Origin of the sequence: Natronoarchaeum sp. GCM10025703, assembly GCF_042661985.1 — an archaeon.
Lineage (GTDB): Archaea > Halobacteriota > Halobacteria > Halobacteriales > Natronoarchaeaceae > Natranaeroarchaeum.
Map to the genome: position 1 here is coordinate 636,027 of NZ_JBHSZF010000001.1, position 14,517 is coordinate 650,543.

Genomic DNA, 14,517 nt, shown 5'->3' on the forward strand with positions numbered 1-14,517 from the left:
CCGCCTGTACTGCTCCTCGATTGCTAGCCGATTACTCGGGGACGAGCCCTTCGTCTTCGACGCGCATGATCGCTTCGCCGTCGGCGAGGTTTGGTGCGTCGACGAGCTTGAAGATCCGTTTCGAGCCTTTCGATTTGCGCAGGTAGACGCGGAACGTCGAGGTGTGGCCGAGAATGTTCCCACCGATCGGCTGGGTCGGATCGCCGAAGAACGAATCGGGGTTCGCAGAGACCTGGTTGGTGACGAGGACGGCAGTGTTGTTGAGGTCACCGACGCGCATCAGATCGTGCAGGTGCTTGTTCAGTTTCTGCTGGCGTTCGGCGAGTTGCCCCCGTCCGACGTACTCCGCACGGAAGTGGGCCGTCAGCGAGTCGACACAGAGCAGGCGGGTCGGGAACTCGTCGTCCTGACTCTCGCCCGCCAGTTCTTTTGCCTTCTCGGCGAGCAGGATCTGGTGATTGCTGTTGAACGCCTTTGCGACGTGGATGTTGTCGAGGAAGCTCTCCAGCAGTGCCTCCATCGCTTCGTCGTCGCCCGGTTCGCCCTCGATACCGCGGTCTTCCATCGTCGCGGCGATGAGCTCGTCGTCGAGTCCGCGGATCATGTCGTCGATCCGCTCGGGGCGGAACGTATCCTCGCTGTCGATGAAGATCGCGCTGCCGTGGAGGCCGCCGTGCTCTTTGGGAAGCTGGACGTTGACCGAAAGCTGGTGTGTGACCTGGGACTTCCCGGAGCCGAACTCGCCGTACACCTCGGTGATCGACTGGGTTTCGACGCCGCCGGCCAGCAGCTCGTCGACCTCGTCGATATTAAACGAGAGTTTGCCGATCTCCTCGCGCCGTTCGAGTACCTGCGCACCGCTCTCGAAGCCACCGATGTCGGCCTCCTCGCGGGCGGCCTGAATGATATCGGAGGCCGTGCTTTCCCCCACGTCGGCGGTATTGCTGAGTTCGCCGGGGCTGGCGACTGCCAGTCCCTGATACGAGTCGAAACCGTTCTCCTGAAGCTTCTCTGCGGTTGCCGGACCGACGCCGGGGAGTTCCTCTAGATCCTCGTTTGCTGCCATACACTCCCGTTGCGCCCGACCCTACATAAACCTCCGTTAACACCTTAGTGAAAGTGAAACTGACAGCGGAGCAGCGATTTCGCCGGCCGACACTTTTGCTATAGCTAGTATATTTGTTAAAATAAAGCATATAGTATCCTTAACAAACTGAAAGGAAATAATATATATACGTGGACTTATCAGGCAACCTGTGAACGTTTGGCAAACATTCAACGACAAAACGGTTCATTGTCAGCCAGACGTCGGGACTAGCCGTTCGAGTCCCTCTGCGATGCCGACTGCGACTTTCGACTTTCATGGCCGACACTACCACGTTTCGAGCCATACCGGCTCCCCTCCCCTGCAGAACACTTCCCTATGAGTAAAAACGAAGACAGCTCCGAGCACGGATCGGACACTCGCACAGGCCGCGGCGAAACCGACCGGAACGATTGCCCGACGGTCGATTCGTTCGAGCACTACACCGCCACCGGGGCGGAATCGTTCCATCCCGGCCAGCCACGCGTCGTAACGGTCGGCTCAGAGATCATCAATCCGGCATTCGTCGGCGCGATTTACGGGAGCGACACCGGCGACTTCAGGAACAGGGATCACTTCAGTCCGCGACTCCCTGTCCTTCGCCACGACCCTACCGAGTACGACGACGACGATTTCGAGTGGTCGATTGCAGACCGGCCAACGGGTAGTTCCGCCGAACTCAGTTTCTCGACGGCGACGAACGAGGAACAACCCCGCTACAATCACGGCCGGGGACACGCCACCGAGTTCGTCCCCGACGAACCGGGCCGGTACACCCTGGAACTGGCCGCCCCCGAGAGCGAGCGAACCAACGGTTTGCGGTCCTCGTCGGAAGCGCGGTCTGACGGTGTGTACGAACAGACAGTGCACGCGTTCCCCGAACCGAGCAACAAGAACGCGGGCCAGCCACGTGTCGAACTCGACGCGACGCATGAAGACGACGAGTTCGTCGTTGAGGCGACACCCCAACTCGCGCCCAGCCGTGACGGGCCGACGCTGGCACTCGATGTGACGTTCCTCGTCGACGACCGCGATAGCCTCTCCGAGGCAGAGATGACAGTCGACGATACCACCGCTCGCGTCCCAGTGGAGGCACTCGACGGCGACAGCGCCCGTATCCACGCCGTGGCATACGACGGCAACCTGCCGAGCGTCGTCGATACCGTCGAGCTATCGCCGGATGGCACCGTGGAACTGCCCAACCGCCCGCCTACGTGGCTCGACGAGAGTGTCGTCTACGAGATATTCACTCGCTCGTTCCACGGCGAACGCGGCGAGACCGACTTCGGCGTCCTCACCGACAGGGTGTCCTATCTCGACGACCTCGGCGTCGACGTCGTCTGGCTGACGCCGGTCGTCCCCTCGGTCAGTGGGAGCGAAGACCTGTCAGGCGGCGGCCCCCACGGCTACGACACGCTCGATTACTTCGACGTGGCTCCTGACCTGGCACCCGCCGGCGAGACGCCGATCGAGGCCTACGAGACGTTCGTCGAGGCCTGTCACGACCACGATATCAAGGTGCTGTTTGACCTCGTCGCGAACCATTGCGGCCGGGACCACGACTTCTTCCAGGCCTCGATCGACGGCATCACCGACCGCGACGGCGAGTGGCCGCTTATCGACGCCTGGGACGAGGACTCGAAATACTACGACTGGTTCCACCGCGTCCACCAGTCCCGCCACGACCGCACCGGCGATCAGGTCGAACCCGAACCGCGGGTGACCGGCTTCTACGATCACCTGCACATGCCGAACTGGAACTACGATAACCTGGCCGTCCGCGAGCACATGCTCGCGGCCGCCGACTTCTGGTCGGGCGAAATCGGCGTCGACGGCTTCCGCTGTGACATCGCCTGGGGCGTCCCCCACGACTTCTGGAAGGACGTCCGCGAGATCGTTCGCGGGAACAACAGCGAGTTCCTCATGCTCGACGAGACGATTCCGCACGACTCCGAGTTCGCCGAAAACGAGTTCGACGCCCACTTCGACACCGCCTCCTACACCGAAACGGCCCACGCCGTTGCCCGTGGCGAGGCCGACGCCTTCGAACTGCTCGACGCCGTCGAAGCACGCGCGGACAAAGGCTTCCCTGACTACACCCGGCTACTCAACGCCACGGAGAACCACGACGAGAAGCGCCTCCTCAACGAGGCGCTCTCCGCCGGCGCGTACGAGAACCCCGAACACGTCCAGCGGGCCTGCTGGGCCGCCAGCGTTGCCCTTCCCGGCGTTCCGTTCGTTTACTACGGGCAAGAGCGTGCGATCAGCCGACACGGCGAGGGGCGGCATCTGGGTGCGGGCGACCCTCGTGAGAACGATGTCCGCGCGGGCGGCAAACAGCGCGCGTTCATGAACTGGGACCAGTACGACGAGGAGCACCTCCAGTTCTACGAGACGGTTATCGACCGGTATCACGACCTCGACGCGCTCAAGCCCGCTGCCGACCTCGACGACGTCTGGTTCCGCACGGAGGACCACGTCCTCGTCTTCGGCCGGGACGCGAGCGATATGGACGACGTGTCGGGTCCCGAGCGTGCAGTCGTCGTCGTCAACTTCGAGGACGGCGACCCGGCCACCGTCGAACTCCCCGCCGCGGTCGACACGACCGATCTCCTCACTGGCGAGGATGTCGCCGTCGAACGCACCGGAACGACGGTGCCCGTCGAAGTCGAGACGATCGCCGTGCTCGAAACGCCGACGTTCGATCCGCTCGGCGATCCGATCGTCCAGTGGCGTAACGACAGCAAGTACCGCCGCCGGAACGCGTACGCCATGCCGACTCACGAGACGTTCTCCGAGGCGTGTTTTGACCTCCGGCGCTTCGAGGTCCGCGAGTTCGCCGATAGCTACCAGTTCGTCTTCGAGTTCGACGCGATCGAGAACGTCTGGAACCGCAAGCGGGGCTTTTCGCTCCAGTTCCCGCAGGTGTACGTCCGCGACCCCGACACCGGGTACGGAGCGCTCAACGCCGCCGCCGGAGTCAACGCCACGTTCGAGTCGGTGTACCAGCGTCGGGTACTCGCACGACCCGAGGGGCTCGTCAGCGTCGAGACGGGCCACGGTTCGCTGGTCGGCACTGGCGGCGCGGAGGTGCTCACCGACCGTGACGCCGTGCTGGTCTGGGTCAGCAAGGACGACTTGCCCGACCTCCGGGAGGTCGAACTCGTCCCGCTGGTCGCGGGCTACGATGGCAAGAACAAGTACGACGTTCGTCAGACCACCACGGAGGCGACCGACTGGACGTTTGGCAGCGGTCAGATCAACGGGACGCCCCCGAACGTCGTCGACCTGATCACGCCTGCGGGCGTGGACCGCGACGACGCCCTGCGCCCCTTCGTCGACGGTGTGGCGCGGCTCCCGTTCCGATCGATCGACTGACCCCCGCTACTCCCACGGATGTCGCCCGTCACTCGGCCAGAGCGGGTACCAGTACTCCTTGTCCGACTCCACATCTAGCTCGCCGTCGAGGACGCTCTGGAGTTTGAGTTCGATCTGGTTGTCCCGCTCGTGGGAGGCGTTCGGCTTCGGCGCGAACGGATAGAAGCTCCCCGCCGGAACGAGTAGATCCAGTCGCCCGGCTGCCCGTCGCGCTCGAACGCGAAGACGGCCGCGAGCAGGCGCGATCCGTACCCCTCCTCGATGAAGGTGTCCGCCGCGAAGTAGACGTTCGTCACCAGATCCTCGAAGTCACCGTCGTCCTCGAAGACGACCCAGCGGTAGCCGTGGTCGTCGTCGACGAAACGCGAGACGGTGCCCGTTTCGGCCTCACTGGTCGCCAGAATGTTTCGGACGTCGCTGACGGTGCCCGCGAACTCGTGGCTGTTGACGTCGCCGAAACACAGCGCCGCGTGGCCCGTCGGCTCGAACCCGAGATTCGCCTCCATCGTCACGTAGGCGGTACTCATCCCGAACAGGTCGTCCGGGTCGGCGTCGCTCGTCGCGTCCCGCTCGGCGCGGATTCCCAGCACGCTCCGGATGCTGTCGAACAGTCCCATCGTTCGGTGGTTCGTCGCCGTGGGCATAATGCTGACCGTTCTCGTCGGGAAACCCAATCGCTTTTGAAAGCCGCCCGGTTACGAGTGGGTGAGGGCACGTAGCTCAGTCCGGATAGAGCGTCGGACTTCTAATCCGACGGTCGTGGGTTCAGAATCCCATCGTGCCCGTACTTTTGCGACGAGCGAACGCGAGGAACAAAGTACGAACAGAGATGGATTCGAGCCCTGCGAGACGAGCGAAGCGAGTCTCGCTCCGGTTCTGAATCCCATCGTGCCCGCTCATTCCCTGCGGTCATTCGCGGGCACGATGATGTTCGCAAACCTCCGGTTTGCTCACTCCCAGCGTGCCCGCTTCTACGAGGAGCGAACGCGACGAGTGAAGCGGCTCAGGGAATCGAACTAGACCGAGGTTCTGCGCGGAGCGCAGGTTCTCGGGCGTGGTTCGAATCCCATCGTGCCCGTACTTCTGCGACGAGCGGACGCGACAAGTGAAGCGGCTCAGTGATTCGAGCCCTGCGAGACGAGCGAAGCGAGTCTCGCTCCGGTTCTGAATCCCATCGTGCCCGTTCACTCCTTTCAGTCGTTCACGGGCACGATGTAGATCGCAAACCCTCCGGGTTTGCTCACTCCCGGCTGACTACGTCAGCCGATGTTCGTGAACGCGTGGCGTTCACTCACTCCCATCGTGCCCTCGACCACTATCTTCCACCTCACTCCTCGCTCAACTGTCGCGGAAACACCTGTCCCCAGACGTGCTTGTCCAGTAGTCTGACCCGCATCGGCTCCTCGACGTCGATACAGCAGGAGAGGCGGGGATAGCCGAAGCGGACCGCAGCAGCGTCGTGCCAGTGCGTCGGCTCCGGCGCTGGGTCGACCTCGACAGTACAGGTCGAACAGAGCCCCCGACCGCCGCAGTTGGCGTACTGCGAAACCGTCCCGTAGACCGGAAAATCGCGCTCCAGCAGTGCATCGCGCAGATTTGCGCCGGGTTCGACCTGGATGGTCGTCTCCTCCGCTCCGGAAACGACCGTTACCGGAATCGTCTTCTCCATGAGTTCGAGTTGGGACTCGTCCAACCTGAGGCTATCGGGCTACTCACCGGTGCGTGAGACGCCACCGACGAGTCCGTCGTTCCCTCAGAGCCCGACTTCGCTGGACGTGCCCGCCTCGTCAGCTCCCGATACAGGTAGTACGAGTACGCGACAGTGCCGAAAGCGGTCAGGAGCGACGGGACCAGCACGGCGTACAGCGCGTACTCGCCCTGTCCACTCGCGTAGCCGACCACGAGTCCGATCAGCGTCACGAGCGCGGTGAGTTTGAACAGCGTGGCTCCGAGCGCGTTCGTCCGGTTCCAGACCTCGTCGTCGCTCAGCGTCCAGGGCGTCCGGATGCCGATGAACCAGTTGCGCTTGGCCTGTTCGAGGACGACACCGACGTAGTAGAACAGCGGGACCGTCCCGGCGAGTATGACCAGCGTGAAGTCGAACTCGTAGCCGAGGTTGAACGCGAGAATTCCGGCGTGGACTAGCGTCATGTACGCACTAAACACCACGACGAACCAGTCGTAGTACGCCCGGAAGGCCGCGATGTTCTCCCGGAGCGGGTCGATCCGCGGCACGAGGGCGAACAGCACGAGGAGTCCGGCCGTTATCCCGGGAATGAGCCACAGTCCCGTCGTCGTCGACATCGTTCCGTTGGGCTCGCCCGCGGCGTCCCAGTTGGTGATGAGCTGGTCGGGGAGCTCCGGTGCGGCGAGGAGGCTCGCAATCGCCGCGACGAGGACCAGTCCGGCAGCTATGGCGAAGCGGTGGACCGTATTCATGAGCAACAGTAGTCCACCGGCCAACATAAAACGGGTTGCTGGACGGAGGGTGTGCAGCTCGCTCCGGAAGTGTCGGACATCAAGATCTGGCTCCGGCTTCCGCCGCCTGGTCTTTAGTCTCCGCCAGATGGGTGTGGATGGTCGAACCGGGTATTTGTAAGATCAGCCATCAAAAGCACGCACGATCAGCGATGGACGGTGCCGTTCGGCGTCGCCTCCTCGACACCCACGGAGAGACGATTGAGGCCGTGATCGACAGCGGGCAGACCGTCGCGCGTGCGCTACCGCAGGAGGACGTCTCCGAGTCAGCCGCCGTCTCCCGCCCACTCAACGCACTGATCGGCAAACGGAAACTGCGAGGGGAGTTGCTGGCGATGCTCCACACCGGGGCGGCGGCAATCGACGAGTCGGTGGCCGGGACACCGGTTCCGGCACCGCCGTATCTGGTGGTGACCAGTGTCGGCCCGGTCTGCCGTGCGACGCTCTCGGACGGTCGCCGGCTAGTCGTTACGGTTCGCCTGTTCGACGTCGATAGGCGTCCGGTTCGGTATCGCTTCGCCGACCCGGACGCGGAGACGTGTCTCGACGTCCGAATCCGGTAAGGAACTGATGGAGGAATCGCGGCGTCGCTAGTCGTCTTTCGCGCCGGGGTTCGTCACCGCGCCGTTGGCCGCCGAGCCGAATAGCTGGCCGTATTTGGCCATAACGCCGTTGGTGTAGTTGGGTTCGGGTTCCTCGCGTTCGTCGAGGCGGCGGTCGATCTCTTCCTCGGAGACGTCGAAGGCGAGGGTTCGCTCCTCGACGTCGATGGTGACGATGTCGCCGTCTTCGAGAGCGGCGATCGGGCCGTCGACCGCCGCCTCGGGGGCGACGTGACCGATCGAGAAGCCGCGCGTCGCGCCGGAGAAGCGCCCGTCAGTAAAGAGCGCGACGTCCTCGGCGTGGCCCTGACCGGCGACCGCGCTCGTGACGCCGAGCATCTCGCGCATGCCGGGGCCGCCCTGTGGCCCCTCGTTTCGGATGCAGATGGCGTCGCCGGACTCGACGTGGCCCTCCTGGACGTACTTCATGGCCTCTTCCTCGTTCTCGAAGACGCGGGCGGGGCCCTCGTGGCGGAGGTCCTCCTCGCCCGTGACTTTGAGCACCGCGCCGTCGGGCGCGAGATTGCCGGTGAGGATGCGGATCGCACCCTGTTCGTTTTTCGGTTCGTCGACGGAGTAGAGATAGTCGACGTCGAGTTCCTCCATCGAGGGGAGATCCATCGCGTCGAGTTCCTCGCCGATGGTGTTGCCGGTGACCGTCAGCGCGTCGCTGTGTAGCAAACCAGCCTCGTGGAGCGCGTTGAGGACGACCGGGACGCCGCCGACCTCGTGGAGGTCGTTCATGACCTTTTCGCCGCCCGGCTGGAGGTCTGCGATCTTCGGCGTCTTGCGGCTAATCTCGTCGAACTCCTCGATATCGAGGTCGATACCCGCCTCCGCGGCCAGTGCGAGCAGATGGAGCACGGCGTTGGTCGAGCCACCGACCGCGACCTGCAGTGCAATGGCGTTCTTGAAGGAGTCCTTGGTGAGGTAGTCCGACGGTTTGCGTTGTTCCTCGACGACTTCGACGGCGAGTTCGCCGGTCTCGCGGGCGATATCGTAGCGGCTATCGGCCTCGGCGGGGGCGCTTGCGCTCCCCAGCGGCGCGAAGCCGAGCGCCTCGCTGATCGAGGCCATCGTGTTCGCGGTGAACATTCCGCCACAGGAGCCAGCACCGGGGCAGGCGTTGCGCTCCATCTCGTCGAGTTCGTCCTCGCTCATCTCGCCCTGGGCGACCGCGCCGACGCCCTCGAAGACGTTCTGGATCGTCACCTCGCGGCCATCGTGATGGCCTGGCATGATCGAACCGCCGTAGAGGAAGACAGAGGGGAGATCGGTGCGGATCATCGCCATCATCATCCCGGGCATGTTCTTGTCGCAACCACCGATGGTCACGAGGCCGTCCATCCGCTCGCCAAAGGCGACCAGTTCGGCCGAGTCGGCGATGACCTCGCGGGAGGTCAGGGAGGCCTTCATTCCCTCGGTACCCATCGAAATCGCGTCGCTGATCGTGATCGTGCCGAACTCGATCGGCATCCCGTCGGCCTCGTCGATGGCGTCGTACGCGCTCTCGGCCACGTCGTCGAGGTGGACGTTACACGGCGTGATATCCGCCGCCGGGTTCGCCACGCCGACCATCGGTGCCGACAGATCGTCGTCGTCGTAGCCCATCGCACGGAACATCGCGCGGTGGGGCGCTCGCTCGACCCCTTCCGTCACTTCACTGCTCGGAAGGTCGGGGTCCTTTTCGCCGCCCGTGGTTTCCTTGCTCATACCCAGTAGGTTCGTCCCGGGGGCCTTAAGTCACTATATCCGAACGTCTTCGGCCGCCCGCTTGCCTGCCGCCTGTCCGGTGTCGAAACGCCCATCCCAGCGCGGTGTATACCCCGACGCATGACGACGGTACGGACGGCGGCGCGGCTACATTTCGGCTTCGGGAACCTCTCGCTCGTGCACGCCCGACTCTACGGCGGTATCGGCGCGACGCTCGATTTTCCCCGACTCGTCGTGGAAGGTGATCCCGCTGTCGGCGTCACCGTCACGGACGAAACGGGCTCCGAGACGTCGTTCCGGCGGACTGTCGAGTCATACGCCGAGCGCGCGACCACGCTGCTCGACGTCGACGGCGTGGCGATCACTGTCCGCGAGCGACTGCCGCGCCACGTCGGTCTGGGCAGCGGAACGCAACTCGCCCTCGCCGTCTACGCCGCGACGGCGGCCGCCCACGAGCGGTCGGTCGATGTCCGGGAGGCGGCGCCGGCGCTGGGTCGGGGCGGGCGAAGCGGTATCGGCGTTGCGGGCTTCGAGTCCGGCGGCTTCCTGGTCGACGGCGGCCACCCGACCAGCCAGTTCACGACGGATCGGCCGGCCGACGGCGAGTGGACCGTGCCGCCAGTGACTGCCCGCCACGAACTCCCCGAGGACTGGCGGTTCGTCCTCGTCCTCCCCGACGCCGAACCGGGCCGGAACGGCGACGACGAGGAGGCCAGCATGCGCTCGGTGGTCGAGTCGGCGGATCCGTCGCTGGCAGACGAGATCAGCGCCGTACTGACGCGCCGCCTGTTGCCGGCGGCCGCGATGGGGCGTCGCCGCGAGTTCGGTGCTGCTGTCGCGGAAATCGGGCGACTTAACGGCGCGTGGTACACCGACGCGCAGGGTGGGGTCTTCCGGCCGCCGGTCGGGCGCATCGTCGAGGCACTCCGGACACATCCGGTGCTGGACGGCGTCGGACAGTCCTCGTGGGGCCCGACCGTCTACGGTCTCACCGACGTCGACGCCGTCGAGAGCGCACGGGCGGCCGGTCGAGACGCACTCGACGTGGCCGACGTCGACGGCGAGGTGCTGATTGCCGCGCCGCGGAACCGGGGGCGACGATCGACGGCCAGTTGGCGTAATGCCTAACACAGCGGAGGGAGAGATGCAGGTATGTCGCGCATCCCGTTCGGTATCTCGCGGTTCGACAGGACGATCGGCGGCGGCGCACCCTCGGGAAGCGTCGTGTTGTTGGCCGGCGAGGTCGGGGCTGGCGCCCGGGAGTTCATCTACACCAGCGCTGTCATGAACGGGCTTGCTCGCTCCGACGAGGATCTGTTCGATCTGTACTACGGGGACCTCGACGACCAGGCCGAACTGCCCGACGAGATCCGCTATCTCTCTTTACGACTGCGGAGTCGCCGCTCGTCGAGGAGATGGGCTATACGCTCGAATCCGAACTGGTCGAGAGCGGAACGGAGCCGATCGACTTTCAGGACTTCTCGACGGAGTACTTCCAGTTGAGTCCGGTGCCACCGGAGTGGTACTCCGAGCGGACCCGGAGCATCACCTCGCTCGGGCAGGATACCGACACCGACGACGTGCTCGACGCGATGGGTGATTATCTGAACGAACACGCCGAGGGGAGCCTTGTCGTGATCGACTCGGTGACCGACCTGATCAGCGCGTCGGGGACGGTGATGGACTGGACGGACATCACCCTCCTGCTGAAGGGACTGAAGAAGGCGGCAAACCAGTGGGACGGCCTGATCCTCCTGCTCGTCACGCTCGATACCCTCTCGGACACCGAACTCGGCCGACTGATGGCCGCGACGGATGGGACCTTCATGTTCGAGTGGGAGAGCGGCGGGAGCGAGCGCGACCGAACGATGGTCGTCAAGCAGTTCCGGGGCGTGCTCTCCCGCCTCGAAGACGAGAACATCGTCCGGTTCGAGACCGATATCGGCGACAGTGGGTTCGACATCAGCGACGTGCGGAAGATCCGATAATCCCGAAACGACATATCGCTGAACTATTCGTATCGCGCCACCGAACTATTAAGACGCTGCTTTAACAAGTGGAGGTGAATGGCGAGCGAGGATTCGAGAGGCGAGAAGGCGACGATCGACCTCTCCGGGGACGTGTACGACTGGCTAGAGGAGGTAGCAGCCGGGACCGACGACGACGCCGACACCGTCGCCCGACGACTCCTCGCCGCACACCGACAGCTCTCGGCAGGCGACACCCCAGTCGACCCGGCGGATGCGTCGGGTGAGGGGCGAGCAGTCACCGAGGGTGAACTGGATACGCGACTCGACACGCTCGACGACACGGTCCGCGACCTGATCGAGGACGTTCGCAAGCGTGTGATCCAACTCAAACGCGAAACCGACGCGAAGGCAGCCGATGATCACGACCACGGGGAGCTTCTGAGTCGGCTCGACGAAGCCGAACAGCGCGTCGTGGCGGCCGAGCGCCGGGCCCAGTCGGCTGGCGAGCGCATCGACGAGGTCGAGAACTCGCTTTCGACCGGCTTCGAGAACTACGAGGAGATTCTCACCTATCTTACCGAGGAGACCGAGACCGCCGAGCGCCGTCTCGACGTGCTCGCGCGGGCAGTGATCGAACTCCGCTCCGAGGTCGAGGCGGTCGCGGCCGAGCGAGCAAGACGCGACGGTGTCGACGAACTGAAACGCGCCGCCAACCAGCAGGGGATCCGGACGGCCGACTGTGCGGCCTGCTCGGCGTCGGTCGATCTCGGCCTGCTGACGCGACCGAACTGTCCGCAGTGTATGGAGCGGTTCGTCGACGTCTCACCGGGCAAGCGGTTTTTCAACGCGAACACCCTCGAAACCGGCGATCCTCCCGCACTCACCGAAGCCGTCGGCGTCTCGGACGAACTCGCCGAGGAGATAGACGACGCCTTCGAGACCGAGAGCGAGCGGGCCGCCCCGGAGTGGGAACCGCCAGGTGACGCCGATGCGTGACTCGACTGAGAGCGACGAGGAGTCGGAGGAATCCAACGAGGACCTGCCGCCCGAGTCCAGAGACGACCTGCCGCCCGAACCCCACGACGACCTGCCCGTAACTCGGCCGGACAGCGAGGAGGGGACCGATCACAGTACTGGCGACACCGACAGTGAGGCACCACTCGGGGAACTCGCCGCGAAGGTCGGGCGACGAAGCGACGACCACGACGAGGGCGAGTACGACGACCTGTTCGTCTCCGAGAACGTCGGCGACCTCGACAGTGACCTCGTCTGGGAGGAGTTAGAAACCGGCGGGATCTCGATCGAGCGTGATCTCGAAACCGTAGAGCACGTCGTCGCGACGTCGACGTACTGCGAACGCTGTGAGTACTTCTCCGAACCACCGGAGGTGGCCTGCGCCCACGAGGGCACCGACATCGTCGACATGGTCGACGTCGAGCAGTTCACGGTCCGGAACTGCCCGAAAGTCGCCGAAGACATCGCAGTCGGCGAGTTCGATCCCGAAGGCGAGTAGCTTTTCCGGGCGCTCGCCGTAGTCTCTGGTATGCAGTTCTGTGACGAGTGCGGTTCGATGATGCGCTCTACGGGCGACCGGATGGTCTGCTCGAACGACGACTGCGGCGCGACCGACGAGCAGGACGCGGAACTGGCGGCGGAGTTCGTCTCGACGACCGAGCAGAGCGGCGACGAACTGATCGAGACCGAGGAGGGTGCGGAGTTCGAGGGAAAACCGACCCGGTCTGACGTCCACTGTGACGAGTGCGGCCACAACGTGGCCTGGTACACGATCAAACAGACCGGCTCCGCGGACGAACCGCCGACGCGCTTTTTCAAGTGCAAGGAATGCGGCCATCGCTGGCGTGAGTACAACTGAGTGCCCTCACAACCCCCATTCTCATTTTGAAGTAAAATTACCACATCTTATAAGGGCGGACGACGAATTTGTGTAATTGTATGACCGAATACTTCCCGGAGGTCCCGGATATCGAGTATCAGGGCCCCGACTCCGACGAGGAGCTTGCGTTCGATTACTACGACCCCGACAAACATGTCGGCGACAAGACGATGAAGGAACACCTGCGATTTGCAGTCTCCTTCTGGCACGCGTTTACCGGCGACGGCTCGGACCCGTTCGGTGCGCCGACCATGCAGCGGCCCTGGGATGATATCGAAGATCCGATGGAGAAGTCCCGTGCACGGATCGAGGCCAACTTCGAGCTTCTCGACAAGCTCGGCATCGAGTACTTCTGTTACCACGACCGGGACCTCGCCCCGCGCGGTGACAGCATCGAGGAGTCCAACGAGTACCTCGACGAGATCGTCCCGCTGATCAAAGAGAAGATCGACGAGACGGGCATCGGCGTCCTCTTCGGCTCCGCAGAGCTGTTCGCCGAACCCAAGTACGCAGTCGGTGCGGCGAGTTCGCCGAGCGCGGACGTCTTCGCCCACGCCGGCGCACAGGTCAAGAAGGCGCTGAAGTCACCAACGAGCTGGGTGGCGAAGGGTTCTGCCTCTGGGGCGGCCGTGAAGGCTACAAGACGCTCCTGAACACCGATATGGGCCTCGAACAGGACAACGTCGCTCGCTTCCTGACGATGGTCGCGGACCACGCCGACGACATCGGCTTCGAGGGTCAGCTGATGCTCGAACCCAAGCCCAAAGAGCCGATGAAGTTCCAGTACGACCACGACGCGGCGACGATCCACGCGTTCCTCCAGAAGTACGATCTGGACGATCGGTTCACGCTCAACATCGAGACCAACCACGCGACGCTCGCCGACCGACCGTTCGCCCACGAACTGCGCTACGCGCGAACCAACGACATCCTCGGCAGCATCGACGCCAATCAGGGCGACAAACTGGTCGGCTGGGACACCGACGAGTTCCCATTCAGCCTCCGCGATCACACGCTCGCGATGTACGAGCTCCTGCAGGACGGCGGCATCTCGCCGGGCGGAATCAACTTCGATGCGAAGCTACGACGTGAGTCCTTCGAGCCTGTCGACCTCGTCCACGGCCACATCACCGGCATGGACACCTACGCTCGTGCGCTCGAAGCGGCCCACGCACTCAAAGAGAGCGGAGAACTCGAAGAGTTCGTCGAGGACCGCTACAGCAGCTACGACGAAGGCATCGGCCAGCGGATCGTCGACGGCGACGTCGACCTCGCCGACCTCGAGGAGTACACCCTCGACAACGACGTTCCCCATCCCGAGTCCGGCCGCGAGGAGAAACTCAACGCTCTGCTGAACCGCTACATCCTCGAAGCCTGACTGCGTCTCACGACTAGTAT

At 64.1% G+C, this 14,517-nt stretch carries 12 protein-coding genes, 1 tRNA gene and 2 pseudogenes; 10 read left to right on the forward strand and 5 right to left on the reverse strand.

Annotation, left to right across the window (positions count from 1 at the left end):
• Positions 1 to 31 precede the first annotated feature (31 nt).
• On the reverse strand, positions 32 to 1,066 hold the full coding sequence (radA, locus tag ACFQH2_RS03515) for a DNA repair and recombination protein RadA (protein ID WP_377056869.1): 1,035 nt from the start codon (positions 1,064 to 1,066) through the stop codon (positions 32 to 34).
• A 357-nt stretch (positions 1,067 to 1,423) separates the two neighbouring features.
• On the opposite strand from radA, the gene ACFQH2_RS03520 reads away from it, so the two are divergent.
• Positions 1,424 to 4,462, forward strand: coding sequence for an alpha-amylase family glycosyl hydrolase (locus tag ACFQH2_RS03520; RefSeq protein WP_377056871.1), 3,039 nt, complete (start codon positions 1,424 to 1,426; stop codon positions 4,460 to 4,462).
• Between the two features lie 6 nt (positions 4,463 to 4,468).
• On the opposite strand, the pseudogene pspAB reads toward ACFQH2_RS03520, so the two are convergent.
• Positions 4,469 to 5,079: pseudogene (gene pspAB / locus ACFQH2_RS03525) on the reverse strand (PspA-associated protein PspAB).
• Between the two features lie 92 nt (positions 5,080 to 5,171).
• Between pspAB and ACFQH2_RS03530 the strand changes: the two are divergent.
• Positions 5,172 to 5,247, forward strand: a tRNA-Arg gene (locus ACFQH2_RS03530).
• Positions 5,248 to 5,789: 542 nt separating this feature from the next.
• On the opposite strand, the gene ACFQH2_RS03535 is transcribed toward ACFQH2_RS03530, so the two are convergent.
• Together ACFQH2_RS03535 and ACFQH2_RS03540 are read right to left on the reverse strand one after the other, a co-directional pair.
• Positions 5,790 to 6,131 carry a 2Fe-2S iron-sulfur cluster-binding protein gene (locus ACFQH2_RS03535; RefSeq protein WP_377056875.1) on the reverse strand — a complete coding sequence of 114 codons (342 nt, stop codon included), beginning with the start codon at positions 6,129 to 6,131 and terminating at the stop codon, positions 5,790 to 5,792.
• The gene (locus ACFQH2_RS03540) at positions 6,110 to 6,901 is read right to left on the reverse strand and encodes an SdpI family protein (RefSeq protein WP_377076455.1); all 792 of its coding nucleotides are present in this window, start codon (positions 6,899 to 6,901) and stop codon (positions 6,110 to 6,112) included. The genes ACFQH2_RS03535 and ACFQH2_RS03540 overlap by 22 nt, the downstream gene beginning before the upstream one ends.
• A gap of 191 nt (positions 6,902 to 7,092) precedes the next feature.
• Between ACFQH2_RS03540 and ACFQH2_RS03545 the strand changes: the two genes are divergently transcribed.
• Positions 7,093 to 7,503, forward strand: a complete 411-nt coding sequence (locus tag ACFQH2_RS03545) for a hypothetical protein (protein ID WP_377056879.1) — start codon at positions 7,093 to 7,095, stop codon at positions 7,501 to 7,503.
• A gap of 27 nt (positions 7,504 to 7,530) precedes the next feature.
• On the opposite strand, the gene ilvD is transcribed toward ACFQH2_RS03545, so the two are convergent.
• Positions 7,531 to 9,255 carry a dihydroxy-acid dehydratase gene (gene ilvD, locus ACFQH2_RS03550; RefSeq protein ID WP_377056881.1) on the reverse strand — a complete coding sequence of 575 codons (1,725 nt, stop codon included), beginning with the start codon at positions 9,253 to 9,255 and terminating at the stop codon, positions 7,531 to 7,533.
• A 120-nt stretch (positions 9,256 to 9,375) separates the two neighbouring features.
• On the opposite strand from ilvD, the gene ACFQH2_RS03555 reads away from it, so the two are divergent.
• The 7 genes and pseudogenes from ACFQH2_RS03555 to ACFQH2_RS03585 all read left to right on the forward strand — a co-directional run bounded on the left by ACFQH2_RS03555 (position 9,376) and on the right by ACFQH2_RS03585 (position 14,497).
• Complete coding sequence (locus ACFQH2_RS03555) at positions 9,376 to 10,383, forward strand: beta-ribofuranosylaminobenzene 5'-phosphate synthase family protein (protein WP_377076456.1); 1,008 nt, start codon at positions 9,376 to 9,378, stop codon at positions 10,381 to 10,383.
• Positions 10,384 to 10,407: 24 nt separating this feature from the next.
• Positions 10,408 to 11,243, forward strand: a pseudogene (locus ACFQH2_RS03560) (RAD55 family ATPase).
• Between the two features lie 78 nt (positions 11,244 to 11,321).
• Entirely contained in the window at positions 11,322 to 12,221 is a 900-nt protein-coding gene (locus ACFQH2_RS03565; protein WP_377056887.1) for a hypothetical protein, read from the forward strand.
• Positions 12,214 to 12,738 carry a hypothetical protein gene (locus tag ACFQH2_RS03570; RefSeq protein WP_377056889.1) on the forward strand — a complete coding sequence of 175 codons (525 nt, stop codon included), beginning with the start codon at positions 12,214 to 12,216 and terminating at the stop codon, positions 12,736 to 12,738. The genes ACFQH2_RS03565 and ACFQH2_RS03570 overlap by 8 nt, the downstream gene beginning before the upstream one ends.
• A 30-nt stretch (positions 12,739 to 12,768) precedes the next feature.
• On the forward strand, positions 12,769 to 13,098 hold the full coding sequence (locus ACFQH2_RS03575; RefSeq protein WP_377056891.1) for a transcription factor S: 330 nt from the start codon (positions 12,769 to 12,771) through the stop codon (positions 13,096 to 13,098).
• An 80-nt stretch (positions 13,099 to 13,178) separates the two neighbouring features.
• Positions 13,179 to 13,772, forward strand: coding sequence for a hypothetical protein (locus ACFQH2_RS03580; RefSeq protein WP_377076457.1), 594 nt, complete (start codon positions 13,179 to 13,181; stop codon positions 13,770 to 13,772).
• Between the two features lie 8 nt (positions 13,773 to 13,780).
• Positions 13,781 to 14,497 carry a hypothetical protein gene (locus ACFQH2_RS03585; protein WP_377076458.1) on the forward strand — a complete coding sequence of 239 codons (717 nt, stop codon included), beginning with the start codon at positions 13,781 to 13,783 and terminating at the stop codon, positions 14,495 to 14,497.
• Positions 14,498 to 14,517 lie beyond the last annotated feature (20 nt).

Excerpts from the sequence above, each read along its gene's own strand:
- ACFQH2_RS03570 (WP_377056889.1), top strand. The coding sequence starts at position 12,214 with ATGCGTGACTCGACTGAGAGCGACGAGGAGTCGGAGGAATCCAACGAG.
- ACFQH2_RS03520 (WP_377056871.1), top strand. The coding sequence starts at position 1,424 with ATGAGTAAAAACGAAGACAGCTCCGAGCACGGATCGGACACTCGCACA.
- ACFQH2_RS03580 (WP_377076457.1), top strand. The coding sequence starts at position 13,179 with ATGACCGAATACTTCCCGGAGGTCCCGGATATCGAGTATCAGGGCCCC.
- ilvD (WP_377056881.1), bottom strand. The coding sequence starts at position 9,255 with ATGAGCAAGGAAACCACGGGCGGCGAAAAGGACCCCGACCTTCCGAGC.
- ACFQH2_RS03575 (WP_377056891.1), top strand. The coding sequence starts at position 12,769 with ATGCAGTTCTGTGACGAGTGCGGTTCGATGATGCGCTCTACGGGCGAC.
- ACFQH2_RS03555 (WP_377076456.1), top strand. The coding sequence starts at position 9,376 with ATGACGACGGTACGGACGGCGGCGCGGCTACATTTCGGCTTCGGGAAC.
- ACFQH2_RS03565 (WP_377056887.1), top strand. The coding sequence starts at position 11,322 with ATGGCGAGCGAGGATTCGAGAGGCGAGAAGGCGACGATCGACCTCTCC.
- ACFQH2_RS03545 (WP_377056879.1), top strand. The coding sequence starts at position 7,093 with ATGGACGGTGCCGTTCGGCGTCGCCTCCTCGACACCCACGGAGAGACG.
- radA (WP_377056869.1), bottom strand. The coding sequence starts at position 1,066 with ATGGCAGCAAACGAGGATCTAGAGGAACTCCCCGGCGTCGGTCCGGCA.
- ACFQH2_RS03535 (WP_377056875.1), bottom strand. The coding sequence starts at position 6,131 with ATGGAGAAGACGATTCCGGTAACGGTCGTTTCCGGAGCGGAGGAGACG.
- ACFQH2_RS03540 (WP_377076455.1), bottom strand. The coding sequence starts at position 6,901 with ATGAATACGGTCCACCGCTTCGCCATAGCTGCCGGACTGGTCCTCGTC.
- ACFQH2_RS03585 (WP_377076458.1), top strand. The coding sequence starts at position 13,781 with ATGGGCCTCGAACAGGACAACGTCGCTCGCTTCCTGACGATGGTCGCG.